Origin of the sequence: uncultured Ruegeria sp. (genome assembly GCF_947497005.1) — a bacterium.
GTDB lineage: Bacteria > Pseudomonadota > Alphaproteobacteria > Rhodobacterales > Rhodobacteraceae > Ruegeria.
In genome coordinates this window covers 12,125-30,693 of sequence record NZ_CANMFF010000028.1, presented here as the reverse complement: position 1 = coordinate 30,693, position 18,569 = coordinate 12,125, and the positions used below count along the sequence as shown (strand labels likewise).

Here is an 18,569-nt window from a genome sequence, read left to right as displayed (position 1 = left end):
CAGAGTCATCTGTCCGGCAGGGTAAACCCCTGCTCCAGAAACACAGCCGTGACGGCATCCGTCTGTAGATGTTCAAGGAACGTTTGTGCTCCTTCTTTTGCATGGGTCGTTACTGCCGCAGGATAAACGATCGCGGGGTGCAATTCGGTAGGGAATGTAGCCACGACACGGACCCTTTTTTCCACCTTGGCATCTGATTGGTACACGATTCCAAGTGGCGCGGCACCCGCTGCCACCAGTGCCAGTGCAGCGCGCACGTTATCGGCCTGCGCCACTTGCCTTCGCACAGCCTCCCACTGGTTCAGGCCCTGCAAAGCAGCTTTGCCATAGATCCCTGCAGGTACAGCATCGACCAGTGCCATGGCCAGATAGCCATCCTTCAACTCTGCCTTGAGGTCATAGTCAGGCTGGATTTCGCCCACCTCTGTGCGGTCGACAGCCCCGATCAAAACCAGATCATTGCCCAGCAAGTCCACCCTTGTATCCGCCCGGATCAAACCGTCCGTCTCCAACACATTCATCCAGTCTGGGTTGGCCGAGATAAATACATCTGCAGGCGCGCCCTGCTGAATCTGTCGTGCCAGAATTGATGTTGCCGCATAAGAAACGGTAACTTTCTGGCCGGATTGATGTTCATACCCTGTTGCAATCTCATCCAATGCAGTCTTGAGGCTGGCCGCAGCAAAGACCAGAACTCCTTCGGCCCCTGCCCGGATTGGAGCAAGCGCCGTTGCGACGACGACCAGTGCCACCATCCAGAATCGGCGGGTGAAGGATAGGGTCATGTACACTCCCGACCGGAAAGTTTCAGTCTCTTCGGGAATATCGGAGGCCACAGGTGACACGCAAGCGCCTTTGATCATTTACACGCATGATCCCTTTTCAGTGCTGAACGTTTTTCGAAACCAATCTCTATCGGTCAGGTGCCGTTGGGACAATGCCTGCCTTGATCTGAGAAGTGTCCCGAGGCACCCAAAGGTCCGATCAACAGTCAAAGCGATGTCACGCTGATCGGCAGCTGATCAAGGAAAGCAAGAAAATCTTCCAGACCCTCTTGCGTCCGTCCTCTGGCTTGGCTAAATGCAGCGTCACGGGTGATTAGCTCAGTTGGTAGAGCGCTTCGTTTACACCGAAGATGTCGGGAGTTCGAGTCTCTCATCACCCACCATCCTTTCCCCACAATGTATCAAGGTCTTACGCGACTAGCACCTTTTGTTGTGCTACGCATGAAACTGTGTCCGCTGCGCCTCCACTGCACTTAAACGGAAAAGATGTCTCCAACACAGGAGATATGGGCCATGGCAACAATCGTAAAACGGCCTAGCGGGAAGTGTCAGGCGACGGTTCGGAAGGACGGGCAATCCCGATCCAAGTCCTTTCTAAGGCGTGCTGATGCGGCGAAGTGGGCGCGAGAGACGGAGTTGAGCGCCGACAGAGGATTGCTAACCCCAGACCTCAGTGTGAACGCATCCGAGATGACACTTGGTGAAGTGCTGAGAAAATACCGAGATAACATCACGAGCGAGAAGCGGTGCGCGGACAATGAAAGTTTTGCAATCAACGGGTTCCTGCGTAAATGCTCCCAGTTAGCCAGCAGGAAGGTCAGCAAGCTGCGATCCGCTGACTTTGTCTACTATCGAGACCAGCGCATTAAATCCATGAAGGCGGCGACTGTGGTGAGGGAACTGGGTTGGTTGCAGCACGCCCTTGATGTCGCCTGTGAGGATTGGCGGCAGAACCTGCCACATGGGAACCCGGTCAAGCCTGTCCGGCGACCCAAGATCAACAACCGCCGCGAGAGACGGTTGCAGCAAGGAGAAACCCCAACCCACAACTGTTGACCTTCTTGGGTATGAAGCGCGACAGCCACGAGGCTCGAAGGTTCTCGGATGCTTATGCGTTGACCGAATTAGTACAGTGGCTGTTCCGATCCGCAATTCGTGTGGGTGGGGTTAACAACGCCGGGCGAGATTACCAACCAAGGCGTCGGGTAACGCTCTACATGCCATCTCAGAGAATGCGGAACCTACTGCAGAACTGGCTGCTGTCGGGTCAGGTCAACAGTGGACCGGTCTATGCGAAAGGCCCGAGACAGGTTGAGTTGCTTGCCCGGTTGGAAGGTCGTCAGGTGGCGGCAGTAGCCAAATGCCGTTTGACATAGCAGCGGAACAGACGTTCCTAACTCGTGAAGAGGCCGCCCTGTGCGGCCTTTCTCGTTTCTGGACGGGTCGTCCTTGTAAGTTTGGGCACATAGCTGAGCGTTACGTCAGCAATCGCCAATGCGTGCAGTGCAATGCGGAGAAAACGGTAAAGCGGGATCGGAAGTGTCGCGCAGCCTATCCCGCTTACCGTATGTTTAGGTCGGTACTAAACCGGTCGGGACAAGTGCTGATGGGTCGCGCAAGACCGTCCAAGTCGGTTGGCTGTTCCAAGGACACACTATCGCGGCAAATAGAGGCCCGGTTCACAGAAGGCATGACATGGGAGCGATATGGTCAGTGGGAGGTGGACCACATTACCCTTCTTTCGGCTGCCCGTTCTTTGAAGCACCTCATCGAACTTTGCCACTACAGCAACCTGCAACCTCTTTGGAAGCGGGACAACCTAGCAAAGGGCGGGGCGTTAGCCTCGCCCCTGCGGGATGTAATCTGTCTTCTTTCGGCAAGCTTCCAAAAATCTAACGCGAATAGAACCCATCACGAAGTTCTTGCCTTAGGCGCAGACGCTCCGGGTACTCTTTCAGGAATAGTTCGGGTGGTTTGCCTTCCCAAACTTGCGCATAAACTCGCATCTTGTTGCCGCCATAAATCTTTGCAAGGTCATCGTTGGAGTAACCCCTCGCCCAAAGTTCATCGGTAATCGCCGCAAGGATTTTTGCAAGTTCACCGTTACCAGTAGCCCCTCTGTTGAACGCGTCGATCATGTAGCCGCCATCATCGTACATGCTCGCGTTTTCAGTTGCGAACTGCACAACAAGCTCGGTCGAGAACATGTCGTCCGTTGCGATCCCGACATGGTCGACCCCTACAAGTTGGACATAATAGTCGATCATATCAGCGGCCTGCTTGGGCGAGATATCCTCGGGCCAAACGCCGTCCATCATCCATTCAGTGAACGTCGGAGAAATGTATCCTCCGGACTTGGCTGCGCGCAACGCCTCTTTGTCAGGAATGGCCCGATAACACCCTTTTGGTGTTGCATTGGGTTCGTTTGCGTAAAGACCAGCGGGGACTGAGTGTGTGTAAACATATGGCACACTGGAGTAATTTTCGTCCATGTAGTCCATGGCGTCATTGGCCGTTTTGGAGCCCGTGTGGCTTAGGTCGAGCAGGATGCCGAACCGCACCATTTCATCGATGACCGACTTCCCCCAAGGCGTCAGACCAATGTCGCGCCCGTTAAAGGCCGCCAACTGCCCCGATCCGGTTCGGAAAATGTCATTGTAAGCCAGGATCATACTTTTGATCCCCATATCCTTTAACAATGCCATTTTCTTAAGATCGCCATTCAGGATTGTGGCGGTTTGGCTGTTCCAGATGACGGCCGTCTTGCCTTGGATATGGGCGGCTTCGATATCTCGGGTTTCATTGACGATCAGGTAGTTTTCCGGTTGCTGCGCCATGGCTGAGCGAAAGTGATAGTGCTGCTCTAGCAGGGTTTCAAACGACATATCCGCAGCAGCCAGCGTCATCTCGTGTCCCGTAATGCCGTTGTCCCGAGCCCGCGCGAAGTAGATATGAAGCTGGTCGTAGTCGGTCCAACCAGTGCCGTAGGGGCTGGCCAACATGCCGAGGACGATTGTGTCTTGCACGAATTGCTTCGCCTCTTCTGACCCATCCCAAGTCTTGCTTTCCTCGCTGGCGTGTAGTGCGCCACCAAAAGTGATCGCTATGGCGCATGCGGCCAACAGGGTCTTCATGACAGAACCTCCCTAACTGTTTTGATCTTAGCTGCCACTTCCGATCCACCTCAGAACACGATCCGGGTTCTTAGACCGAACAGCGTAATGCTATCCTGAGTGGGGTTCAGCAGCGGGTCAGAAATGAACTGCAGTGATGGCGTGATCTGCAGTCCGGGCGAGATTGAAAACCGGTAGAATGCTTCGAGCGTGAATTGGTCACCGTCTATGCCTCTTGCCTCGGCCCAGTTCAGGCCCAGCCCGGCCAGATCGGTATTGCGACCATAGTACCCCAGACCCGCGGAGACGGACCGGTCATAAAGCGCTGCGGTCCCCTTTGAGGCCCCAGCCCGAAAGAACGGCATCCATTTATTGTCAACAAACCATGCGACAGAGAACGCGGCGCCGTAATCTTCTGGACGGCTACCATCGTCAGCCGCATCCGCATGCCAGAGGGTCAGATGGATGTTGTCGAAGTAGATGCGATCAAAGCCGGAGGTGTAACCAAATTCGAGTGATTTGAAGAGATTACCGTCGCTAAACACATCAAAGTTTGGATCGGACGGGTCGGCGTTTGCGTCTGAGACGCTTGCAACGGCGTAGAGATTCTCGCTCAGCTTTACCCCACCGGCAATGCCAAGACCTTGGTTGGGCGTGTTAATTGTCGGATTGGTATTGAAAGACAGGTTTTGGAAACCACTGTAGGGGCTTACCAACCCATAGATGTCCACAAAGTCCGTTACATCAATCTGGCCGACTTGCAGCGTCCACGAACCGTTCTCCGCCCTTTGGGTCCAGAACAGATTGGTCAATAGCAACCCATTATCGTTGAAGGCTGTCCCTGTGATTGAAAGCGCTCCACCATCTAGCCCAAGGAATTGCGGGGCAACATCGGTATAACTGTGCCGGTCTTCGATCTTGAACGTCAGAGACCCTCGTTCAGTTGCCTGCCAACTGCCGTAGAAACGCGCAATTCCGCTGGCCGCCTCGCCGGTTCCCAGATCAGCATTCGTAGTTTGACCCAATGCCAAGTAATCAATGTTGAACCGAAACCCACCCTCAGCCAGTCGGTCTTTCCATTGAAACCATCTCGGTGCGACATTGCGTGGAAAATCGGAACGATATTGCGGATCAGTTAGACCATCTCCGGGCTCTAGATCAGCTTCGACCGAAGAGGGCCCAGACAGACCTTGAGCCGACGCAGCGCCGGCAAAGGCAATACTCAATGCGGCAACGAGAAGTCTTATCATTCAGACGCCTTTGCCCCGCCGGTCTTGCGATTGCCCGCCGCTCGGATACGATCAGCGGCACGCTGCTTCCATTCTAGCCTGTCTACCTCGGTTTCCAGAGTTTCGACACGTTCCGTCTCTAGCTGGAAAGTCGCATTCATAGGCATAAGGCCGTCCACAACCATCATATTTTGAACAGAAGGATCGATAGTCAGCTTGCCGGTCAGCCGAACGGGTTCGTGGAAATAGCTGGGCGTCCAGTCCCCATTCAACTGTACACGTATCATCTGGTTGGGCGGAGGTGGAGGCATGTGACTGCACATCCCTCGTTCTGGCACCAAATATGCCACAGGCCGACCGTCCGGATCACTCGGAGCAGGAATGGCAAAGCCCGCGAGTGTGATAGTTTGACCATCGAATTGTTGATTTCCGTTCGTCCCAGCCTTTCTTCGACGTTCCGTTACAACCTCCCGCTGATCGAGCAGCCAGTCGACATCAATTCCTTCAACTGCCAATGCATCCTCAGTTTCGATCAAAAGCGCTTGCCATTTCTGCCTCTCTTCTTCGCTGCCACTGTCCTGCTGCAACCTGCCGCGCAGCCGCACAACGTAAAGGATATCATCGAATTGTTCCGGGCTGAGATCACGATAGGGGTCTTCAAAGACCTGCGAGGATGGGTCCGGCAGGTCTGCCCAGTCCAACGCGGCTTCAGGCGTCGCCATGGCAGTCTGTCCACACCAAACCAACCCTGCGAATACTACTGAGCGAAACCAATGGTGCATAAATACTCTCCGGCTGTTTAGACAGGTCAATCCAGTGTGTTTTTGAAGATGACGCCGTCCTTCATGATCAGGCGGATCGTATCTGGGCTTTCAGGCCTCGGATCGGCACCGAACCACTGATCGCCCGTGCCAACAACCGAGAAGTCTTCGAGTGGGTTTCCATCGATTAGCAGGATATCCGCATAGGCTCCTTCCTCGATAACGCCCAGTTTTCCAGCGGTATACGGGTTCATAAAGTCACCTGACAAAGCGACGACCTCGCCACCTGTCGATGTCAGCGTGACCATGGACGTATAGGGCCCGAAAAATTCATTGTTCAGGTGTTTCTCGTAGGCAATCTGGATATTGCAAGCCTCGACCGAGCCAACACAGTCGGTCTGGAACCCTCGCTTGACCGGGCATTCTTTCATATTGTCGATATAGCCTGCAAATGTGGCCGACGCGGACTTTGCTTTGGCAAGGCTCGCCGGAACATTCGCCACAGCTGGAATGTCGAGAAGGCCGGGGTCAAACGCCGTTAGGTTTGTTGTAATGTACGCACCCTTCTCGTTCATGACTTCGGCAATTTCACAGTCAAACGAAAAGCCATGTTCGATTGACATAACACCTGCGTCGAGCGCGCTCAGGATAGCTTCCTTACGATAGGAATGCGCCATGACATAGCTGCCATACTCATTAGCCACTTGCACGGCGGCTCTAATTTCCTCGGGCGATCCAGCTAGCAATTGCCATGGATCAAAAGCCGAAACGACACCCCCGGATTGCATGAATTTCAACTGTGTCGCGCCCATACGGAAATTGTTGCGTGCGAACCTGTAAACGTCGTCTACACCGCTAACTTCTTGCGCCATGTTCAGACGGCTCATGTTGGTCTCTGAACCCGGTGGAGCTGTGAAATTCGCGAAGTCAGCGTGACCGCCGCGTGTTCCGATAAACGCCCCAGATGGATAGTAACGAGGGCCCTCGATTTGCCCCGAGTCTATCGCCCTACGTAGTCCGCCATTAGCGCCACCAGCATCCCGGACAGTGGTGAAACCCTGCATCAAATACATCTCGGCCATCCGCGCACCGTGTATGGCAAAGTCCTCCCATGTCGTGTTGGCTTCCATCGCAGGCAAGGTCGGGCCCATCAGCATGAGATGCGCGTGCAGTTCAATAAACCCGGGGGTCAGTGTCCGCCCCTCTCCGTCAATGACTGTAGCATTGGGGGCATCGATCGCATCGGTTGATACGGACTTAATCAGGTTGCCCTCGACCAATACGCTGGCATTCTCGATGCGCTGTTCATTCACGCCATCGAAGATGTGCACGTTGGTAAACAACGTTTGGGGTTCTTCTTGATCCTGAGCCTGCGCGGACGCTGAAAAAGAAAGACCTGCAGCGACAATTACCGTCGAGCAAAGCGACATTCGTAGACCGGACATAAGTACTCCCTTCATATTCATGTTTTGCCAACTGTAGTCCGGAAAACTCTGCATCGGTTGCCACTTTTGAATTGGCGTGTTCGAATGTGATCGTAAAAATGGCCACTGAATAAATCGACCAATCATCACAAGGGTGACGAGCTTGCCTTTCAACTCCACCTCTCAAGAGCATAGCGAGGGCTTTATTCGCCTCTCCTTAGCAGCTCCGTTTCTGCAATATCTCACCCGACGTAAAATCAATCCGCAACCAGCATTGGATCAGGTCGGCTTGAAAGCTGAACTGTTGTCTGACCCATCTGTGTTCGTTCACTCAGAGCTGGTCTACGGTTTAGTGAATGCCTTCTCAGAAGTATCAGGGGATCGATACCTAGGACTGAATGTAGGGGAAGCGTTTGACCTACAAGGATGGCCGCCGTTCGCTCAAGCCTTGCAATCTACAAAAACGCTATTCGAGTTTTTCACTCGCTTTGTTGAGCTCGTACCGCAGGAGTCCAATTCTGTGCGGCACAGCCTCGTCATTGAAGCAGACAAAGCGACTTATCGTATCGAGAGGCAACAGGAACCAACTGTCCCCCCCGTTCAGGTGACCGGTTTTGGTGCCGCAATCTATGTACGCCTATTGCAGACCGTTGTCGGCGATTCCTGGGACTCTTCGTGCGTGCGATGGGAAAGCAGATACATCAATGGTCTGCCTATCGACTACAAAGGGATCGAAGTTGGCGTGGGAACCGATCCCGGAATGCAAATCAGTTTTCCTGTGGAATGGTTGTTTTTGCATCATGTCTCTGAGGGCTCTGCCAAACCCATAGCCTCGCCTCGACAAGATGAAGAGGTATCCGTGGTGGCAGCTTTGCGATCTGTCTTACGCGACAAACTAGATGAAACCGATTTGGGACCAAATGTGGTGGCGGGATTGCTGGGAATACAGCAGGAGAGGTTTCTGAAAGCGCTTCAGCAACAAGGCACAACGCTACCCCGCGAAATCAAACGGCTGCGTGTCGATATCGCCAAGGAGCACCTAAAAGAAGACCGGATGACAATTGCGGAGATTGGTCTGATGCTCGGCTATTCCGACAAGTCCCATTTCACTCGCTTTTTACGAGGGCAAACCGGAATGACACCGACCAAGTTCCGCCTCGGTGTATAGTTACGTTGCGAATACTTGGACTGCTTTTCCATTACACACCAAGTGCGGGCCGACAAGGATTTGCAACACACTTTTTGGAGCCCCTATCTAGGGATCACAGAGGGACAATTGCCCCCATAGCCCCTGCGGCGGTGCATGCAGCGCTGCGCCACCGCTGCACCAACTCTTTGTTTCAGTTCGATCAGCGACAGACCTGATCTAAGAAAGATGTCATATGATCTTGATACGTCCAGAAGATTGTGCAACCTTCAAGCCACTGACAACACTAGACATCTCTCCAAGATAGTGCTGGTTGCGGCAGTGGAGAACAGCACCTTGTTGCACGTGCGGATTAGGATAGAGCGCTTCGTTTACACCGAAGATGTCGGGAGTTCGAGTCTCTCATCACCCACCATTCCAACCTCTTGAAACAAAAGAAAACTCTTGCAAACAAGGCGCCATGTCCGTTTGAAGGTTACAACTTTGATTACAAAAGGTGTTCCCAAGGCAGGTATCCACCACAGCAGCTAAGCATTCCCGGCTGAAGTCATCGATGACGTTCAGCACCCGGAACCGCCGCCCGTCTTCCAGCGCGTCTGACATGAAGTCGAGTGACCATCGCTGGTTCGGCCCCTGCGGGATTGCCACCGGTGTCCTGGTGCCGACTGCACGCTTGCGTCCGCCCCGTTTACGAACGGTTAACCCTTCTTCGCGGTAGAGCCGGTAGAACTTCTTCCAGTTCACTTCCCAGCCTTCACGCTTGAGCAGGATGTGCAGCCGCCGATACCCGAACCGACGCCGCTCTGACGCCAGTTCTTTCATCCTGGCGCGCAGTTCAGTGTCTGCCGGTCGCTTCAACTTGCGCCGATACACGCGCGGATCGATCCCCGCCAACGCACAAGCGCGGCGCTGATTGTAGCCCTTAGTCTTCGTTGCCCAATCCTCGGCATTCCTCCTCGAATTGGGCCTCAGAAGTTTTTTCCAAGCATCTCTTTCAGCGTGGCAACGTCCATCATCTGCTCAGCCAGCATCTTCTTCAACTTGGCGTTCTCCGATTCCAGCGTCTTAAGCCGACGCGCATCAGACACCTCCATGCCGCCGTACTTAGATCGCCATTTGTAGAATGTCGCATCGCTGATCCCATGCTTGCGGCACAGTTCCTTCGCCCCAAGCCCAGCCTGCTGCTCCTTCAGAATGCCAATAATCTGTTCTTCGCTGAAACGGCTTCTCTTCATCGTCTGTCTCCTTCGTTGGAGAACAGGCTAACCTCTAATCGAGGGCTTTTCAGGGGAGCAGGTCAATCTTGCACTCTTCAACATGGCAATCGCCAAAGGAGACATTCGCTGCGATAGCAACGCGGGGAAGTGGAAGAAAACCTGGATCACGGCTCTAAGCAAAGATGTAACGTTAACGGTCGATGTTTCAGTTCCGCCCAACAAACCAGCCGTTTATGGATTGTGGTTTCGTCATGACCCAGGAGCAACTGGTGATTGGGATGGCCTCTTTGTACTTCGAAAGTCTTGCGTTCAAACCAGCATCACGGCTCGAACATCTGATCAGTCAAACTTGGTGATCTCCAATGCTCGTACCTTCAGCCAATTGACCGCCGGGTTATAGCGGCTGCGCTCGTGACGGACCAGATAATAGGAAAAACCGTAACTCGACTGAAACGGAGCTGAACAAAGAGAGGTCAATTTCTGGACTTGCTTTGCCAGCCGCTTGGGAACAGCTGCAACCGCATCCGTCTGCCCTACCAGGAAAGGAAGCGTGGTGAAGAAGGGCTGCTGGAATACGGCATTCGAAGCGTTTCCGTCTTCCCGCATGATCGTATCCGGTTTCAAACTTGTCGTGCCCGGAAAACTGAACTCGATTAACCGGTAAGGCGCCACGTCTTGCGGAGTAAAGGCTCGCTGTGGCGCTGCGTGTTCCTCGAGCGGATGGCCTTGTCGGAAAAGAACTTCGTAGGTTTCATCAAATAGCTTCTGAATGAGCAAGTCGTTCCTGGCATCCAAATCCGCGTATAGCAGCAGATCAATTGCTCCATTTTCAAGGTCGCCAAAACTTTGCGGCACCAGCGGCGAGACCTCGAATCTTAAGTTTGGTGCAGTAATGGCAAAGACGTCCATCATCGGTCCCAGGACAGCCGCGACACCGTAATCTGTCGAGGCGATGCGATAGCAATGGCTGGACTGAGCCGGATCAAAGGCGGATGGCCTGAAGACGTCAGCTATGGCCGATAGCGCTGCATCGACAGGTTCATTCAGGCTCAGAGCATGATCCGTTAACTGGTATCCGGACTGCGTTCGGATCAGCACCGGATCTCCTATCAGGTCGCGCACCCGGGCGAGAATTCGACTGGCGGCGGGCTGGCTGATCCCCAGATGCATTGCCGTGCCTGTCACGCTGCTTGTGCGAAGCAGGAGCTGCAAGAACCGAAGGGTCCGCATATCCAGTGAAGTTAGACCGTCATTCATTTCACGCATGTCCATCATGCTATTTGCGTCATCCTAATTATGTCGATCTCCCGCTAACTGACAAGTGAAGTCCGACCGGATGTACCCGATCAGGCGATCTTCCACTGATGTATTGGCAATGCGGACCACTAAACTGAACACGAAAGGACAGCGACAATGATTACACGACGCGTGTTCACCTCAATCGCGGTTGCAACATCCATGACCGGAGCTTTCGCCGCCCGGCCTAGCACTGCGGAGGCATCCGGTGACGTAGATCAATCGGCACTTGGCTCTTATGATGTTGAAACAGTGTCCTTTGACAGCTCTGGGGAAACCCTTGTTGGAAAGTTGTTGAGACCTGCTTCGGAAGGACCTCACCCGGCAATCGTGATCATCGGGCCTGTTGCATTCGTCAAGGAACAGTCACCGGTGCAATATGCAACCCGCCTGGCATCGCGCGGATTGGCCGTTCTGATATTCGACCCGCGCTATCACGGAGAAAGCTCGGGCACACCCCGACGCTACGAGTCTGGTGAAGCCAAGGTTGAGGACTGCCAAGCCGCCCTCGGTTTTCTCGCCGCTCAGGAAGGCATCGACGCAAACCGGCTTCACCTTCTCGGGATTTGCCAGGGCGTCAACTGGGCGATTGAAACAGCGGCGACAGACGATCGAGTGGCGTCTCTCGGGGTTGTCGCGGGTCATTATCTGACCGCGGAAACCGCCAGAATGTACCTTGGAAGTGATGCCGCAGTTGAAGCGCGTATGGATCGCGCGACCAAAGCAGCCGCCGATTTCGAAAAAACGGGGAAAGTAATCTACATTCCGATCGTCGGCTCTGAGGGTGCCCTTCTGACCGCAACAGCCATAGCAGATTGGTACTTACCTTGGGACAACAGGGCCCCGTGGCTGACTTTCAAAGGTGGGTGGGAAAACCGCATCACCGCGATGAGCGAAGCCGGCATTTGGGGTTGGCGGATCGACGAAACAGCCCCTCAACTGAGCCTGCCCGTATTGATGATCCATGGCGACAGAGCTGCAAGCGGTCAGGACATTCCCCGCCGTATTTTTGAAGAAATCGCGTCAGAGCAGAAGACGTTGCATTGGATCGACGGCGCCAACCAGCTTCAGTTTTACGAAGACCCGCTGATCATTGACGCCGCCGTCAGTGCGCTGGCCCCGCACTTTTTGACCTTCGACCGAAGCATCTGATGCAGACTACTTGGTTCGTAACGGCCGCTCCAGAGCAATCATTGCCGAAAAACGGGCGGCGACATCGAAACGCAATTACACAGGAGAATAATTTGCGATGAAAGTTCTTTCGCTACTGGTTGCTAGCGCCGTGGCTTGCCCTGCTGTCGCGGAACACAAGCTGCCGCCTTTTACCGAAGCCGTTTTGCCAATCGGGAACGATATCTATGCCGTGTCGATTGGACCAGGTGGGCCAGATGAAGAGTTCGGCTCAGACGCAACGAATGGTGGGCTTTATAAGGTTGCTTCCGACGGTGCGTCGGAAGAAATCAAACTCTCGGATGGGCAAGGCCTGCGCAACCCGACAGGAATGGTGCGTTCTGGCAACCAGATTGTCATTGTGGATGGCAATGAGGTCATCTCTACCGCTTTGGATGGCACAATAAACTGGCGGCAGGCTCTCGATGGAGATGGTGTTTTTCTTTACGACATTGAAGTTCTCGACGAGAACACTCTTCTCGTGAGTGATTTCGGGCGCGGCGCGTTCTTATCGGTCGCAACCAAAACCGGACAAATTCAACCTTACTTCGGCGATCTGCGCATCATTGGGCTTGCCCGCATTGCAATTGCAAAGACAGGAATTTACGCCGTCTCTTGGGGCAGCGACGACGCATGGGACAGCGCCTTGTATTGGGTGCCGCATTCAGACAACGGGCATACCGTTGCAACACTTTCAGACGGCTTCGGCAACTTGGAATCCGTTGAATTAATCAACGACACAGTTGTCGTCGGAGGTTATCCGGGTCACAAGGAGCACCCGAGAGCAAAGCTTATGCGCGTTGAAACTAATGGAACCATTCTTCCAGTGGACGCCGGGTCTCATTCGCGTGGGATTTCCGATATATTCTTCGATGGATCGTCAATATGGCTGACTTATTTCTATGACGCATCCTATGCAGAGTTGCCTTCTCAGGCGGCACAAAATCTCGACTAAAAGACGCATTTACTCTGGTTTTCATGGCGCATGGCTTCTGTCTTTAGCATATACACCGGGAGCCAACTGGCGGCCCAAAGCCGACCTCCGGCAACACCCGTTGACGCTGCGATGCGGCCCGTCAAACCGGACTTTAGCCGCAGCTGCGAAGCCTGAATGTATATGAACTCACACAATGCGGGCAACACCGACATTTGAAACCTGTGCTCAGCAAGGTGAAATTCTACGTTTCTGAGGCCCATTCGGACACGACCGCCCACCCCGATGCGTTGGTCCCCCAACAACTGACTGCCGAGACTTGCCACGCTACAAATGGTTTACAAGATTGAGATATAGGCAACGTGCGACAAGATCATCCTGCCAGAACGTCTTCCTGAGCGATACCCGATACATCAGCAAGCGCGTATAGCGCCTTTGTTGGTGGCTCTATCGTATCCGGGGGTGGCGAAAATGACGCGGGCGAGATTGAAGTCATATGTTACCGGAAATATGCCACGCTCAAGAACGGCGGCTTAGATACCGATGCCGGTCTTGTCAAATTAAATTGGTTTGATACCGTTTCAGTTGCCTATATTTTTTTTCGCGCCGCTCTACAGAGTCTTTTTCTCTGCTGATCATTTCACTCCCAAATCCCCTCAGAAGGGACAAGCAAGTAAGACGACAGGATACGTTTCCTCCGGCAGTACCTTGTCGATGGGAGGGATGACTAAGGAATAAATCCTTTCGGTACCCCGAACTTCAATGAACCCACGCTGATCCCTTTCAACGAATGCAGAAAAGCAATCAGGTTTTGAATTTCTAACTCCGTGAGTTGGACCGGAACAATGTCATTTTTTTTGCGTTGCCGCTCCATTTCATAGTCGTCCTCCCAAACTAAGAAATCAGTTTTTTGCAACCATGGCACCTCGGGCAATGCAGCCATTTCAGGACTCCAGTTGTCTAGGCTTGCCTGCGGATTTAGATGATGGCGAATGACGCTTTCAAGATCGGGGAAAGCGCCATTGTGACCGTAAGGCGCGGTCAGGGCAACGTTGCGCAACATGGGGGTGCGGAACCTATAAGCATCCTCAAGGCGGTTGCTTTCACCCATGCGGCCAACATCCCGGACAACGGGGTCCCACTGACGGGTACGGCCCGGCCCAAAGGGCGGTAAACCCAAGGCATGGAACTTCTGATCTGACATGAGCGGTCCGGTGTGGCAGGTGGAGCAGCGGGCTTTGCCGTAGAAAAGCTTCATCCCATCCAATTGGGCCGGTGAAAGGGCATTTGCGTCACCTGCGAGGTAGTGGTCAAACTGGCTGTCGGTGCTACGCCACTCTATCGCCATGAATGCGGCCAGAGCGTTGGCGACTTGCGTGATAGTGATGTCTTCGGTCGTCTCGACCTCATCAAAGGCGGCGACGATGGCCGGACCATAGCGTGGATCGGTGCGGACGCGTTTCGCCAGAATCGGCCAGCCTTTGTCAATACGATCATGCACCGCGCCTGTAACCTCATTCTCGGCCACATTGCCCGCCATCTCGAATTGTGAAGTCAGGGGAAACAGAGCCTGGGCCGCCAGCAGGGAATTCAGACCCTCAGGCAGCCACTCCTGCGCTGGGGAATTGAAGGCATTGCCATAGACGTTGGAAATGCTCAGCCTGCCGTCGTGAAAGACGGTATGAATTTCCTTGGCCCCAAGGTTCCATAGGCCCGGAGAGTTGCGAGGGATGCGTTTGCGTATTCTGTCTGCCCCAGTGCCGGGTGTGCGGTCCGGCCCCAACCCCTGCCCGCCTTCTCCTATACCCAGTGACAACCCGTCCGAAGTGCCGAAATCCGGGTGGTGACAATGGGCGCAGGTGATGTTGCGGTTGCCTGACAGGATCGGGTCGTAAAACAGTTGATGACCGACGGCGGCCTGTTCCATATCAAAAGGAACAAAGTCATCATTGGTTAGCGGGCGCGGCAAATCCTGTGCCGCCGCGGCCCCAACCCACAAGAGAGCAACTATCCCATGCGCCAGCTTGTTTTCGCCCTTTGCGTATTTGCGTCTCCGGCTCTGGCTGAACTGGAGCAAGCACGCGATATGATGGAAGCCGGTCAGTTTGAAGCCGCGCGCGAGGAACTTCTTCCAGCCGCTCGCTCGGGCAACGCCGAGGCCGAGGAGTTGATTGGCGTGATGTACGGGCTGGGTCTCGGGGTCGAGCAGGATTACGAACGGGCCTTTGAATGGTATCTGCGCGCCTCGATGAAGGGGCATCCGGGGGCTCAGTCGGGCGTTGGCTGGTATTATGAATTGGGTCTGGGCATGCCCGCGCCGGATCTTGTGCGAGCCTACATGTGGTACACGCTCAGCGCCATTGGCGGCGACCCCGACGCGGCGATCAGCCTTGAGGAAGTGGTTAAGAAAATGTCGGCGGAGCAGATCGAAAGGGCGCATGTGCTTGTCAACGACTACAAAGGGTGGATGTACCCGTTTCGGTGACGGCCGGGCCGCAAAGCCCGGCCCTTGCATTTAGTTAAGGTCCGCTGCGCGTGAGGCGTTCACATCGGCCTCAGCCGCAGCAACCGCTTCGGTCAACGCACCAAAGATTTCGTCCCCGCGGGCGACGTTGGACTGGAACCAGTCATAAACCGGGGTTGCGGCCTCTTTGAACGCAGCCTTCTGATCAGGCGTTAGGACATAGAGGTCCCCACCACCGGTGACAAAATCCTCATAGGCCTGAATCGACTTGCGCTTGGGCGAGGCAAAGGTGGCCTGTTGCAGCGCATAGAAACCGTCGACAACGACGCGGCGCATTTCCTCGGGCATCTCCTGGAACTTGGCGTTGTTCATCCACCACAGCGCTCCCATATAGGCATGGCCGTCCAGCGTGACATATTGCAGACCCGCGTCAGGGAATTTCATGCCCATAATGTCGGTGATGCCGTTCTTGGATCCCTCGACCACGCCGGTCTGGAAGCTAGTGAACAGTTCCGGCCATGGGATCGGTGTCGGCGAAGCTCCCAGAGCTTTGACAAGTTCCTGCGGCAGGTCGGCGACCACGGTGCGGATTTTCAGACCTTCCATGTCGGCAGGCTCGGCAATGCGGCGTTGGGTGTTGGCGAAGTTGCGCCAGCCGCCGGTGTTGCCAATGGTCATAAGACGGATCGCGCCGCCAGAGTCTTCCAGTGCCATGTCGCGCATGGTGCGGGTGAAGTCGCCGGACAGAACATGCTCGGCAATGCGGTCATCGGCCATCAGGTAGGGCAGGTCCAGAACCTGCACGTAAGGAAAGATGCCCGAGGCCCCGCCTGAGGTGGAGATGTAGATGTCGATGGTGCCATCGGCCACGCCTTGCAGGCATTCCGCGCCGTTCGAACACAGTTGGGTACCGATGAACAGCTCGACCTCAATCGCACCGTTCGAGGCTGCCTCGACATAGTTCTTGAAGACGATCAGGCCGTCATAATCTTCGTCATTTTCGTTCGAGTTGGCAGTAGCGCGCAGTGTGTAGTCGGCAGCTGTGGCGGCCATAGCGGACACGGCCACAAGCGATGTGGCCACCGCTGCGGTTTTGATGAAGTTTCTGAGCATGCGTTTCCTCCCTGTGGAACTCAGTTAGTTGGCAAATCCCGTTATCCTAGGGATAGTCATAGATAGTGCGGGGATATAGGTGATCAGGAAGATCACTATGATTTCGACGGCCAGGAACGGCAGGATCGCCTTGGCGATTGTTTCGACCCGTTCGCGGGATACGGCGGCGGCGACAAACAGGACCAAGCCCATCGGCGGAGTGGCGAGGCCGACGGTCAGGTTGACGCTCATGATGATGGCGAAGTGGATCGGGTCTACACCAAGGCTGGTGAAGATGGGTCCCAGGATCGGGCCAAGGATGATGATCGCGGGGCCTGCATCTAGAAACATGCCGACGATGAATAGCAGCAGGTTGATCAGGAACAGCAAGATAAGCGGGTTTTCCGACAGGCTGAGGATCAGCGAGGCCAGTTGTTCCGGCGCATGGCTGAGGCTGACAACCGTCTTGAACGCCATCGCCGCGCCGACCAGCAGCAGGACGACGGCGGAGGTCATGCCTGCGTTGCTGAGAATTTCTGGCACTTCTTTCCAAGTCAGTGTGCGCAAGACGAAGAAGCCGATGATGAAGGCGTAACCCACGGCGACGGCGGCGGCCTCGGTTGGTGTGAAGATGCCGCCCAGAATGCCGCCTAGAATGATCACCGGGGTCATCAATGGGAAAAAGGCTTTCAGGCTGGCCTGACGCCGTTCGGGCCAAGTGTATTTTCGGCTGGCAACGGGGAAGTCATAACGGTCTGCCATGAGTTTGATCATCAGCATCAGACCAACGCCGACCATCACGCCGGGGACGATACCCGCCAAAAACAGAGCGGCCACGCTTTCTCCCATCACATAGGCGTAAATGATCATGATGCCTGAGGGCGGGATGATTGGACCAATGACTGAACTGGCTGCTGTGATCGCGGCAGCGAATTTGCGGGTATAGCCCTGTTTCTCCATCGCCGGGATCAGCATCGACCCAAGCGCCGAGGTGTCCGCCACGGCGGACCCCGAGAGGCCCGCGAAGAGGATCGAACTCAGCACGTTCACATGCGCCAGGCCACCGCGCAGGTGGCCCATCAGGGCTTGGCTGAACTCGACCAAGCGGATAGTGATGCCACCGCGATTCATCAACTCTCCGGCCAGCATGAAGAAGGGAATCGCCATCAGCGGGAAACTGTCCATGCCGTTATAGACATTGCGATAGAGCAGCGTGATGTCGTTGGCCTGACCGTTGAGCCAAAGCAAGATACCGGGCGCGGCCAAAAGGGCAAAAAAGACTGGCAGACCGATCAACAGAAAAATCAGGAAGGTGGGCAGGAACCAGATCAGCATCTATTCAGCCCCCACTGCCGCGTCAGGAATTTCAGGCAATAGGTGACCCCCGCCCAGCAGAATGATGAAGGATCGCAGGATCAGCTCAATATTCACCGAGATCAGCAGAATGATCCCCACCAGCAACGATGCCATCATCCAACTGCGTGGTATTCGATACCATTCGTCGAATCCGAATGAGGTGGGCACGTATAGCGCTGCGGTGGCGAATTTGCCGCCAAAACCAGTGACCTCGGACCAGCCGATTTTGACCGCAACTAGCAAGACAGCCAGCGAGATCAGCAACAGGAACAGGTTGAGCGTCTGACCGATTGAGCGTGGCAAAAAGCGCTCCAGCATGTCGATGGCCACAAAGCCTCCGCGGCGAAAGGCGGTGGGTGCCATCAGGCCGGTCATCCAGAGCATGCAGAACCGCGCAGCCTCATCCGGCCATGGCAGAGCATTGCCCAGCACATACCGAAAGAACACCTGAATCAGGATTGCGATCACCATGAGTGCAATCGCAACGACACCAACCGCGCGGCCTAGACGCAGCACGGTTTCGTTCACGAATGCAATCGGCGCAAGCGCCGATGCCAGTCCGCCCATGCGGATCCTCCCTT

Annotated in this window: 16 protein-coding genes, 1 tRNA gene and 1 pseudogene; 7 read left to right on the top strand and 11 right to left on the bottom strand. The window is 54.8% G+C overall.

Annotated elements, in window-relative coordinates:
• Positions 1-5: 5 nt before the first annotated feature.
• Positions 6-785 carry a molybdate ABC transporter substrate-binding protein gene (gene modA, locus Q0816_RS23785; RefSeq protein ID WP_298855391.1) on the bottom strand — a complete coding sequence of 260 codons (780 nt, stop codon included), beginning with the start codon at positions 783-785 and terminating at the stop codon, positions 6-8.
• A gap of 307 nt (positions 786-1,092) precedes the next feature.
• On the opposite strand from modA, the gene Q0816_RS23780 reads away from it, so the two are divergent.
• The 3 genes from Q0816_RS23780 (at position 1,093) to Q0816_RS23770 (ending at position 2,161) form a co-directional block, all read left to right on the top strand.
• Positions 1,093-1,168: transfer RNA gene (locus tag Q0816_RS23780), tRNA-Val, on the top strand.
• Positions 1,169-1,475: 307 nt separating this feature from the next.
• The gene (locus Q0816_RS23775; RefSeq protein ID WP_298855389.1) at positions 1,476-1,841 is read left to right on the top strand and encodes a hypothetical protein; all 366 of its coding nucleotides are present in this window, start codon (positions 1,476-1,478) and stop codon (positions 1,839-1,841) included.
• 11 nt (positions 1,842-1,852) lie between these two features.
• Positions 1,853-2,161 carry a hypothetical protein gene (locus Q0816_RS23770; RefSeq protein ID WP_298855386.1) on the top strand — a complete coding sequence of 103 codons (309 nt, stop codon included), beginning with the start codon at positions 1,853-1,855 and terminating at the stop codon, positions 2,159-2,161.
• 516 nt (positions 2,162-2,677) lie between these two features.
• Here Q0816_RS23770 and Q0816_RS23765 read toward each other — a convergent pair.
• From Q0816_RS23765 to Q0816_RS23750, 4 genes are all read right to left on the bottom strand, one after another.
• On the bottom strand, positions 2,678-3,919 hold the full coding sequence (locus tag Q0816_RS23765) for a membrane dipeptidase (protein ID WP_298855383.1): 1,242 nt from the start codon (positions 3,917-3,919) through the stop codon (positions 2,678-2,680).
• A 50-nt stretch (positions 3,920-3,969) separates the two neighbouring features.
• The gene (locus tag Q0816_RS23760; RefSeq protein WP_298855380.1) at positions 3,970-5,148 is read right to left on the bottom strand and encodes a carbohydrate porin; all 1,179 of its coding nucleotides are present in this window, start codon (positions 5,146-5,148) and stop codon (positions 3,970-3,972) included.
• Complete coding sequence (locus Q0816_RS23755; RefSeq protein ID WP_298855377.1) at positions 5,145-5,849, bottom strand: DUF3299 domain-containing protein; 705 nt, start codon at positions 5,847-5,849, stop codon at positions 5,145-5,147. The genes Q0816_RS23760 and Q0816_RS23755 overlap by 4 nt, the downstream gene beginning before the upstream one ends.
• A gap of 86 nt (positions 5,850-5,935) precedes the next feature.
• Positions 5,936-7,333: an amidohydrolase family protein gene (locus Q0816_RS23750; RefSeq protein ID WP_298855374.1), complete on the bottom strand. Its 1,398-nt coding sequence runs from the start codon at positions 7,331-7,333 to the stop codon at positions 5,936-5,938.
• 142 nt (positions 7,334-7,475) lie between these two features.
• Here Q0816_RS23750 and Q0816_RS23745 point away from each other — a divergent pair, with 142 nt between their 5' ends.
• On the top strand, positions 7,476-8,480 hold the full coding sequence (locus Q0816_RS23745; protein WP_298855372.1) for an AraC family transcriptional regulator: 1,005 nt from the start codon (positions 7,476-7,478) through the stop codon (positions 8,478-8,480).
• A gap of 483 nt (positions 8,481-8,963) precedes the next feature.
• Here Q0816_RS23745 and Q0816_RS23740 read toward each other — a convergent pair.
• Together Q0816_RS23740 and Q0816_RS23735 are read right to left on the bottom strand one after the other, a co-directional pair.
• Positions 8,964-9,694 (bottom strand): annotated as a pseudogene (locus Q0816_RS23740) (IS3 family transposase); the annotation flags it as partial.
• A 321-nt stretch (positions 9,695-10,015) separates the two neighbouring features.
• Entirely contained in the window at positions 10,016-10,951 is a 936-nt protein-coding gene (locus tag Q0816_RS23735) for a LysR family transcriptional regulator (protein ID WP_298855369.1), read from the bottom strand.
• A gap of 138 nt (positions 10,952-11,089) precedes the next feature.
• Here Q0816_RS23735 and Q0816_RS23730 point away from each other — a divergent pair, with 138 nt between their 5' ends.
• Both Q0816_RS23730 and Q0816_RS23725 read left to right on the top strand, forming a co-directional pair.
• A complete protein-coding gene (locus Q0816_RS23730) occupies positions 11,090-12,124 on the top strand; it encodes an alpha/beta hydrolase (protein WP_298855366.1) in 1,035 nt (344 codons plus the stop codon).
• A 97-nt stretch (positions 12,125-12,221) separates the two neighbouring features.
• Positions 12,222-13,097 carry a hypothetical protein gene (locus tag Q0816_RS23725; RefSeq protein WP_298855363.1) on the top strand — a complete coding sequence of 292 codons (876 nt, stop codon included), beginning with the start codon at positions 12,222-12,224 and terminating at the stop codon, positions 13,095-13,097.
• Positions 13,098-13,803: 706 nt separating this feature from the next.
• On the opposite strand, the gene Q0816_RS23720 is transcribed toward Q0816_RS23725, so the two are convergent.
• Positions 13,804-15,045, bottom strand: coding sequence for a cytochrome c peroxidase (locus tag Q0816_RS23720; RefSeq protein WP_298855360.1), 1,242 nt, complete (start codon positions 15,043-15,045; stop codon positions 13,804-13,806).
• Positions 15,046-15,090: 45 nt separating this feature from the next.
• On the opposite strand from Q0816_RS23720, the gene Q0816_RS23715 reads away from it, so the two are divergent.
• On the top strand, positions 15,091-15,561 hold the full coding sequence (locus tag Q0816_RS23715; protein WP_298855357.1) for a tetratricopeptide repeat protein: 471 nt from the start codon (positions 15,091-15,093) through the stop codon (positions 15,559-15,561).
• Between the two features lie 30 nt (positions 15,562-15,591).
• Here the strand turns inward: Q0816_RS23715 and dctP are convergent, their stop codons facing one another.
• Genes dctP through Q0816_RS23700 form a run of 3 tightly spaced genes read right to left on the bottom strand, consistent with a single transcriptional unit; the run spans position 15,592 to position 18,555 of the window.
• Positions 15,592-16,653 carry a TRAP transporter substrate-binding protein DctP gene (gene dctP, locus Q0816_RS23710; RefSeq protein WP_298855354.1) on the bottom strand — a complete coding sequence of 354 codons (1,062 nt, stop codon included), beginning with the start codon at positions 16,651-16,653 and terminating at the stop codon, positions 15,592-15,594.
• A 24-nt stretch (positions 16,654-16,677) separates the two neighbouring features.
• On the bottom strand, positions 16,678-17,967 hold the full coding sequence (locus Q0816_RS23705) for a TRAP transporter large permease (protein WP_298855352.1): 1,290 nt from the start codon (positions 17,965-17,967) through the stop codon (positions 16,678-16,680).
• On the bottom strand, positions 17,968-18,555 hold the full coding sequence (locus tag Q0816_RS23700; protein WP_298855349.1) for a TRAP transporter small permease: 588 nt from the start codon (positions 18,553-18,555) through the stop codon (positions 17,968-17,970). It abuts the gene before it with no gap.
• Between the last annotated feature and the right edge of the window lie 14 nt (positions 18,556-18,569).

Coding starts and splice junctions, on each gene's coding strand:
- Q0816_RS23735 (WP_298855369.1), bottom strand. CDS start 10,951: ATGATGGACATGCGTGAAATGAATGACGGTCTAACTTCACTGGATATG.
- Q0816_RS23725 (WP_298855363.1), top strand. CDS start 12,222: ATGAAAGTTCTTTCGCTACTGGTTGCTAGCGCCGTGGCTTGCCCTGCT.
- Q0816_RS23755 (WP_298855377.1), bottom strand. CDS start 5,849: ATGGCGACGCCTGAAGCCGCGTTGGACTGGGCAGACCTGCCGGACCCA.
- Q0816_RS23750 (WP_298855374.1), bottom strand. CDS start 7,333: ATGTCCGGTCTACGAATGTCGCTTTGCTCGACGGTAATTGTCGCTGCA.
- dctP (WP_298855354.1), bottom strand. CDS start 16,653: ATGCTCAGAAACTTCATCAAAACCGCAGCGGTGGCCACATCGCTTGTG.
- Q0816_RS23760 (WP_298855380.1), bottom strand. CDS start 5,148: ATGATAAGACTTCTCGTTGCCGCATTGAGTATTGCCTTTGCCGGCGCT.
- Q0816_RS23775 (WP_298855389.1), top strand. CDS start 1,476: ATGACACTTGGTGAAGTGCTGAGAAAATACCGAGATAACATCACGAGC.
- Q0816_RS23730 (WP_298855366.1), top strand. CDS start 11,090: ATGATTACACGACGCGTGTTCACCTCAATCGCGGTTGCAACATCCATG.
- Q0816_RS23700 (WP_298855349.1), bottom strand. CDS start 18,555: ATGGGCGGACTGGCATCGGCGCTTGCGCCGATTGCATTCGTGAACGAA.
- Q0816_RS23765 (WP_298855383.1), bottom strand. CDS start 3,919: ATGAAGACCCTGTTGGCCGCATGCGCCATAGCGATCACTTTTGGTGGC.
- Q0816_RS23715 (WP_298855357.1), top strand. CDS start 15,091: ATGCGCCAGCTTGTTTTCGCCCTTTGCGTATTTGCGTCTCCGGCTCTG.
- Q0816_RS23770 (WP_298855386.1), top strand. CDS start 1,853: ATGAAGCGCGACAGCCACGAGGCTCGAAGGTTCTCGGATGCTTATGCG.
- modA (WP_298855391.1), bottom strand. CDS start 785: ATGACCCTATCCTTCACCCGCCGATTCTGGATGGTGGCACTGGTCGTC.
- Q0816_RS23705 (WP_298855352.1), bottom strand. CDS start 17,967: ATGCTGATCTGGTTCCTGCCCACCTTCCTGATTTTTCTGTTGATCGGT.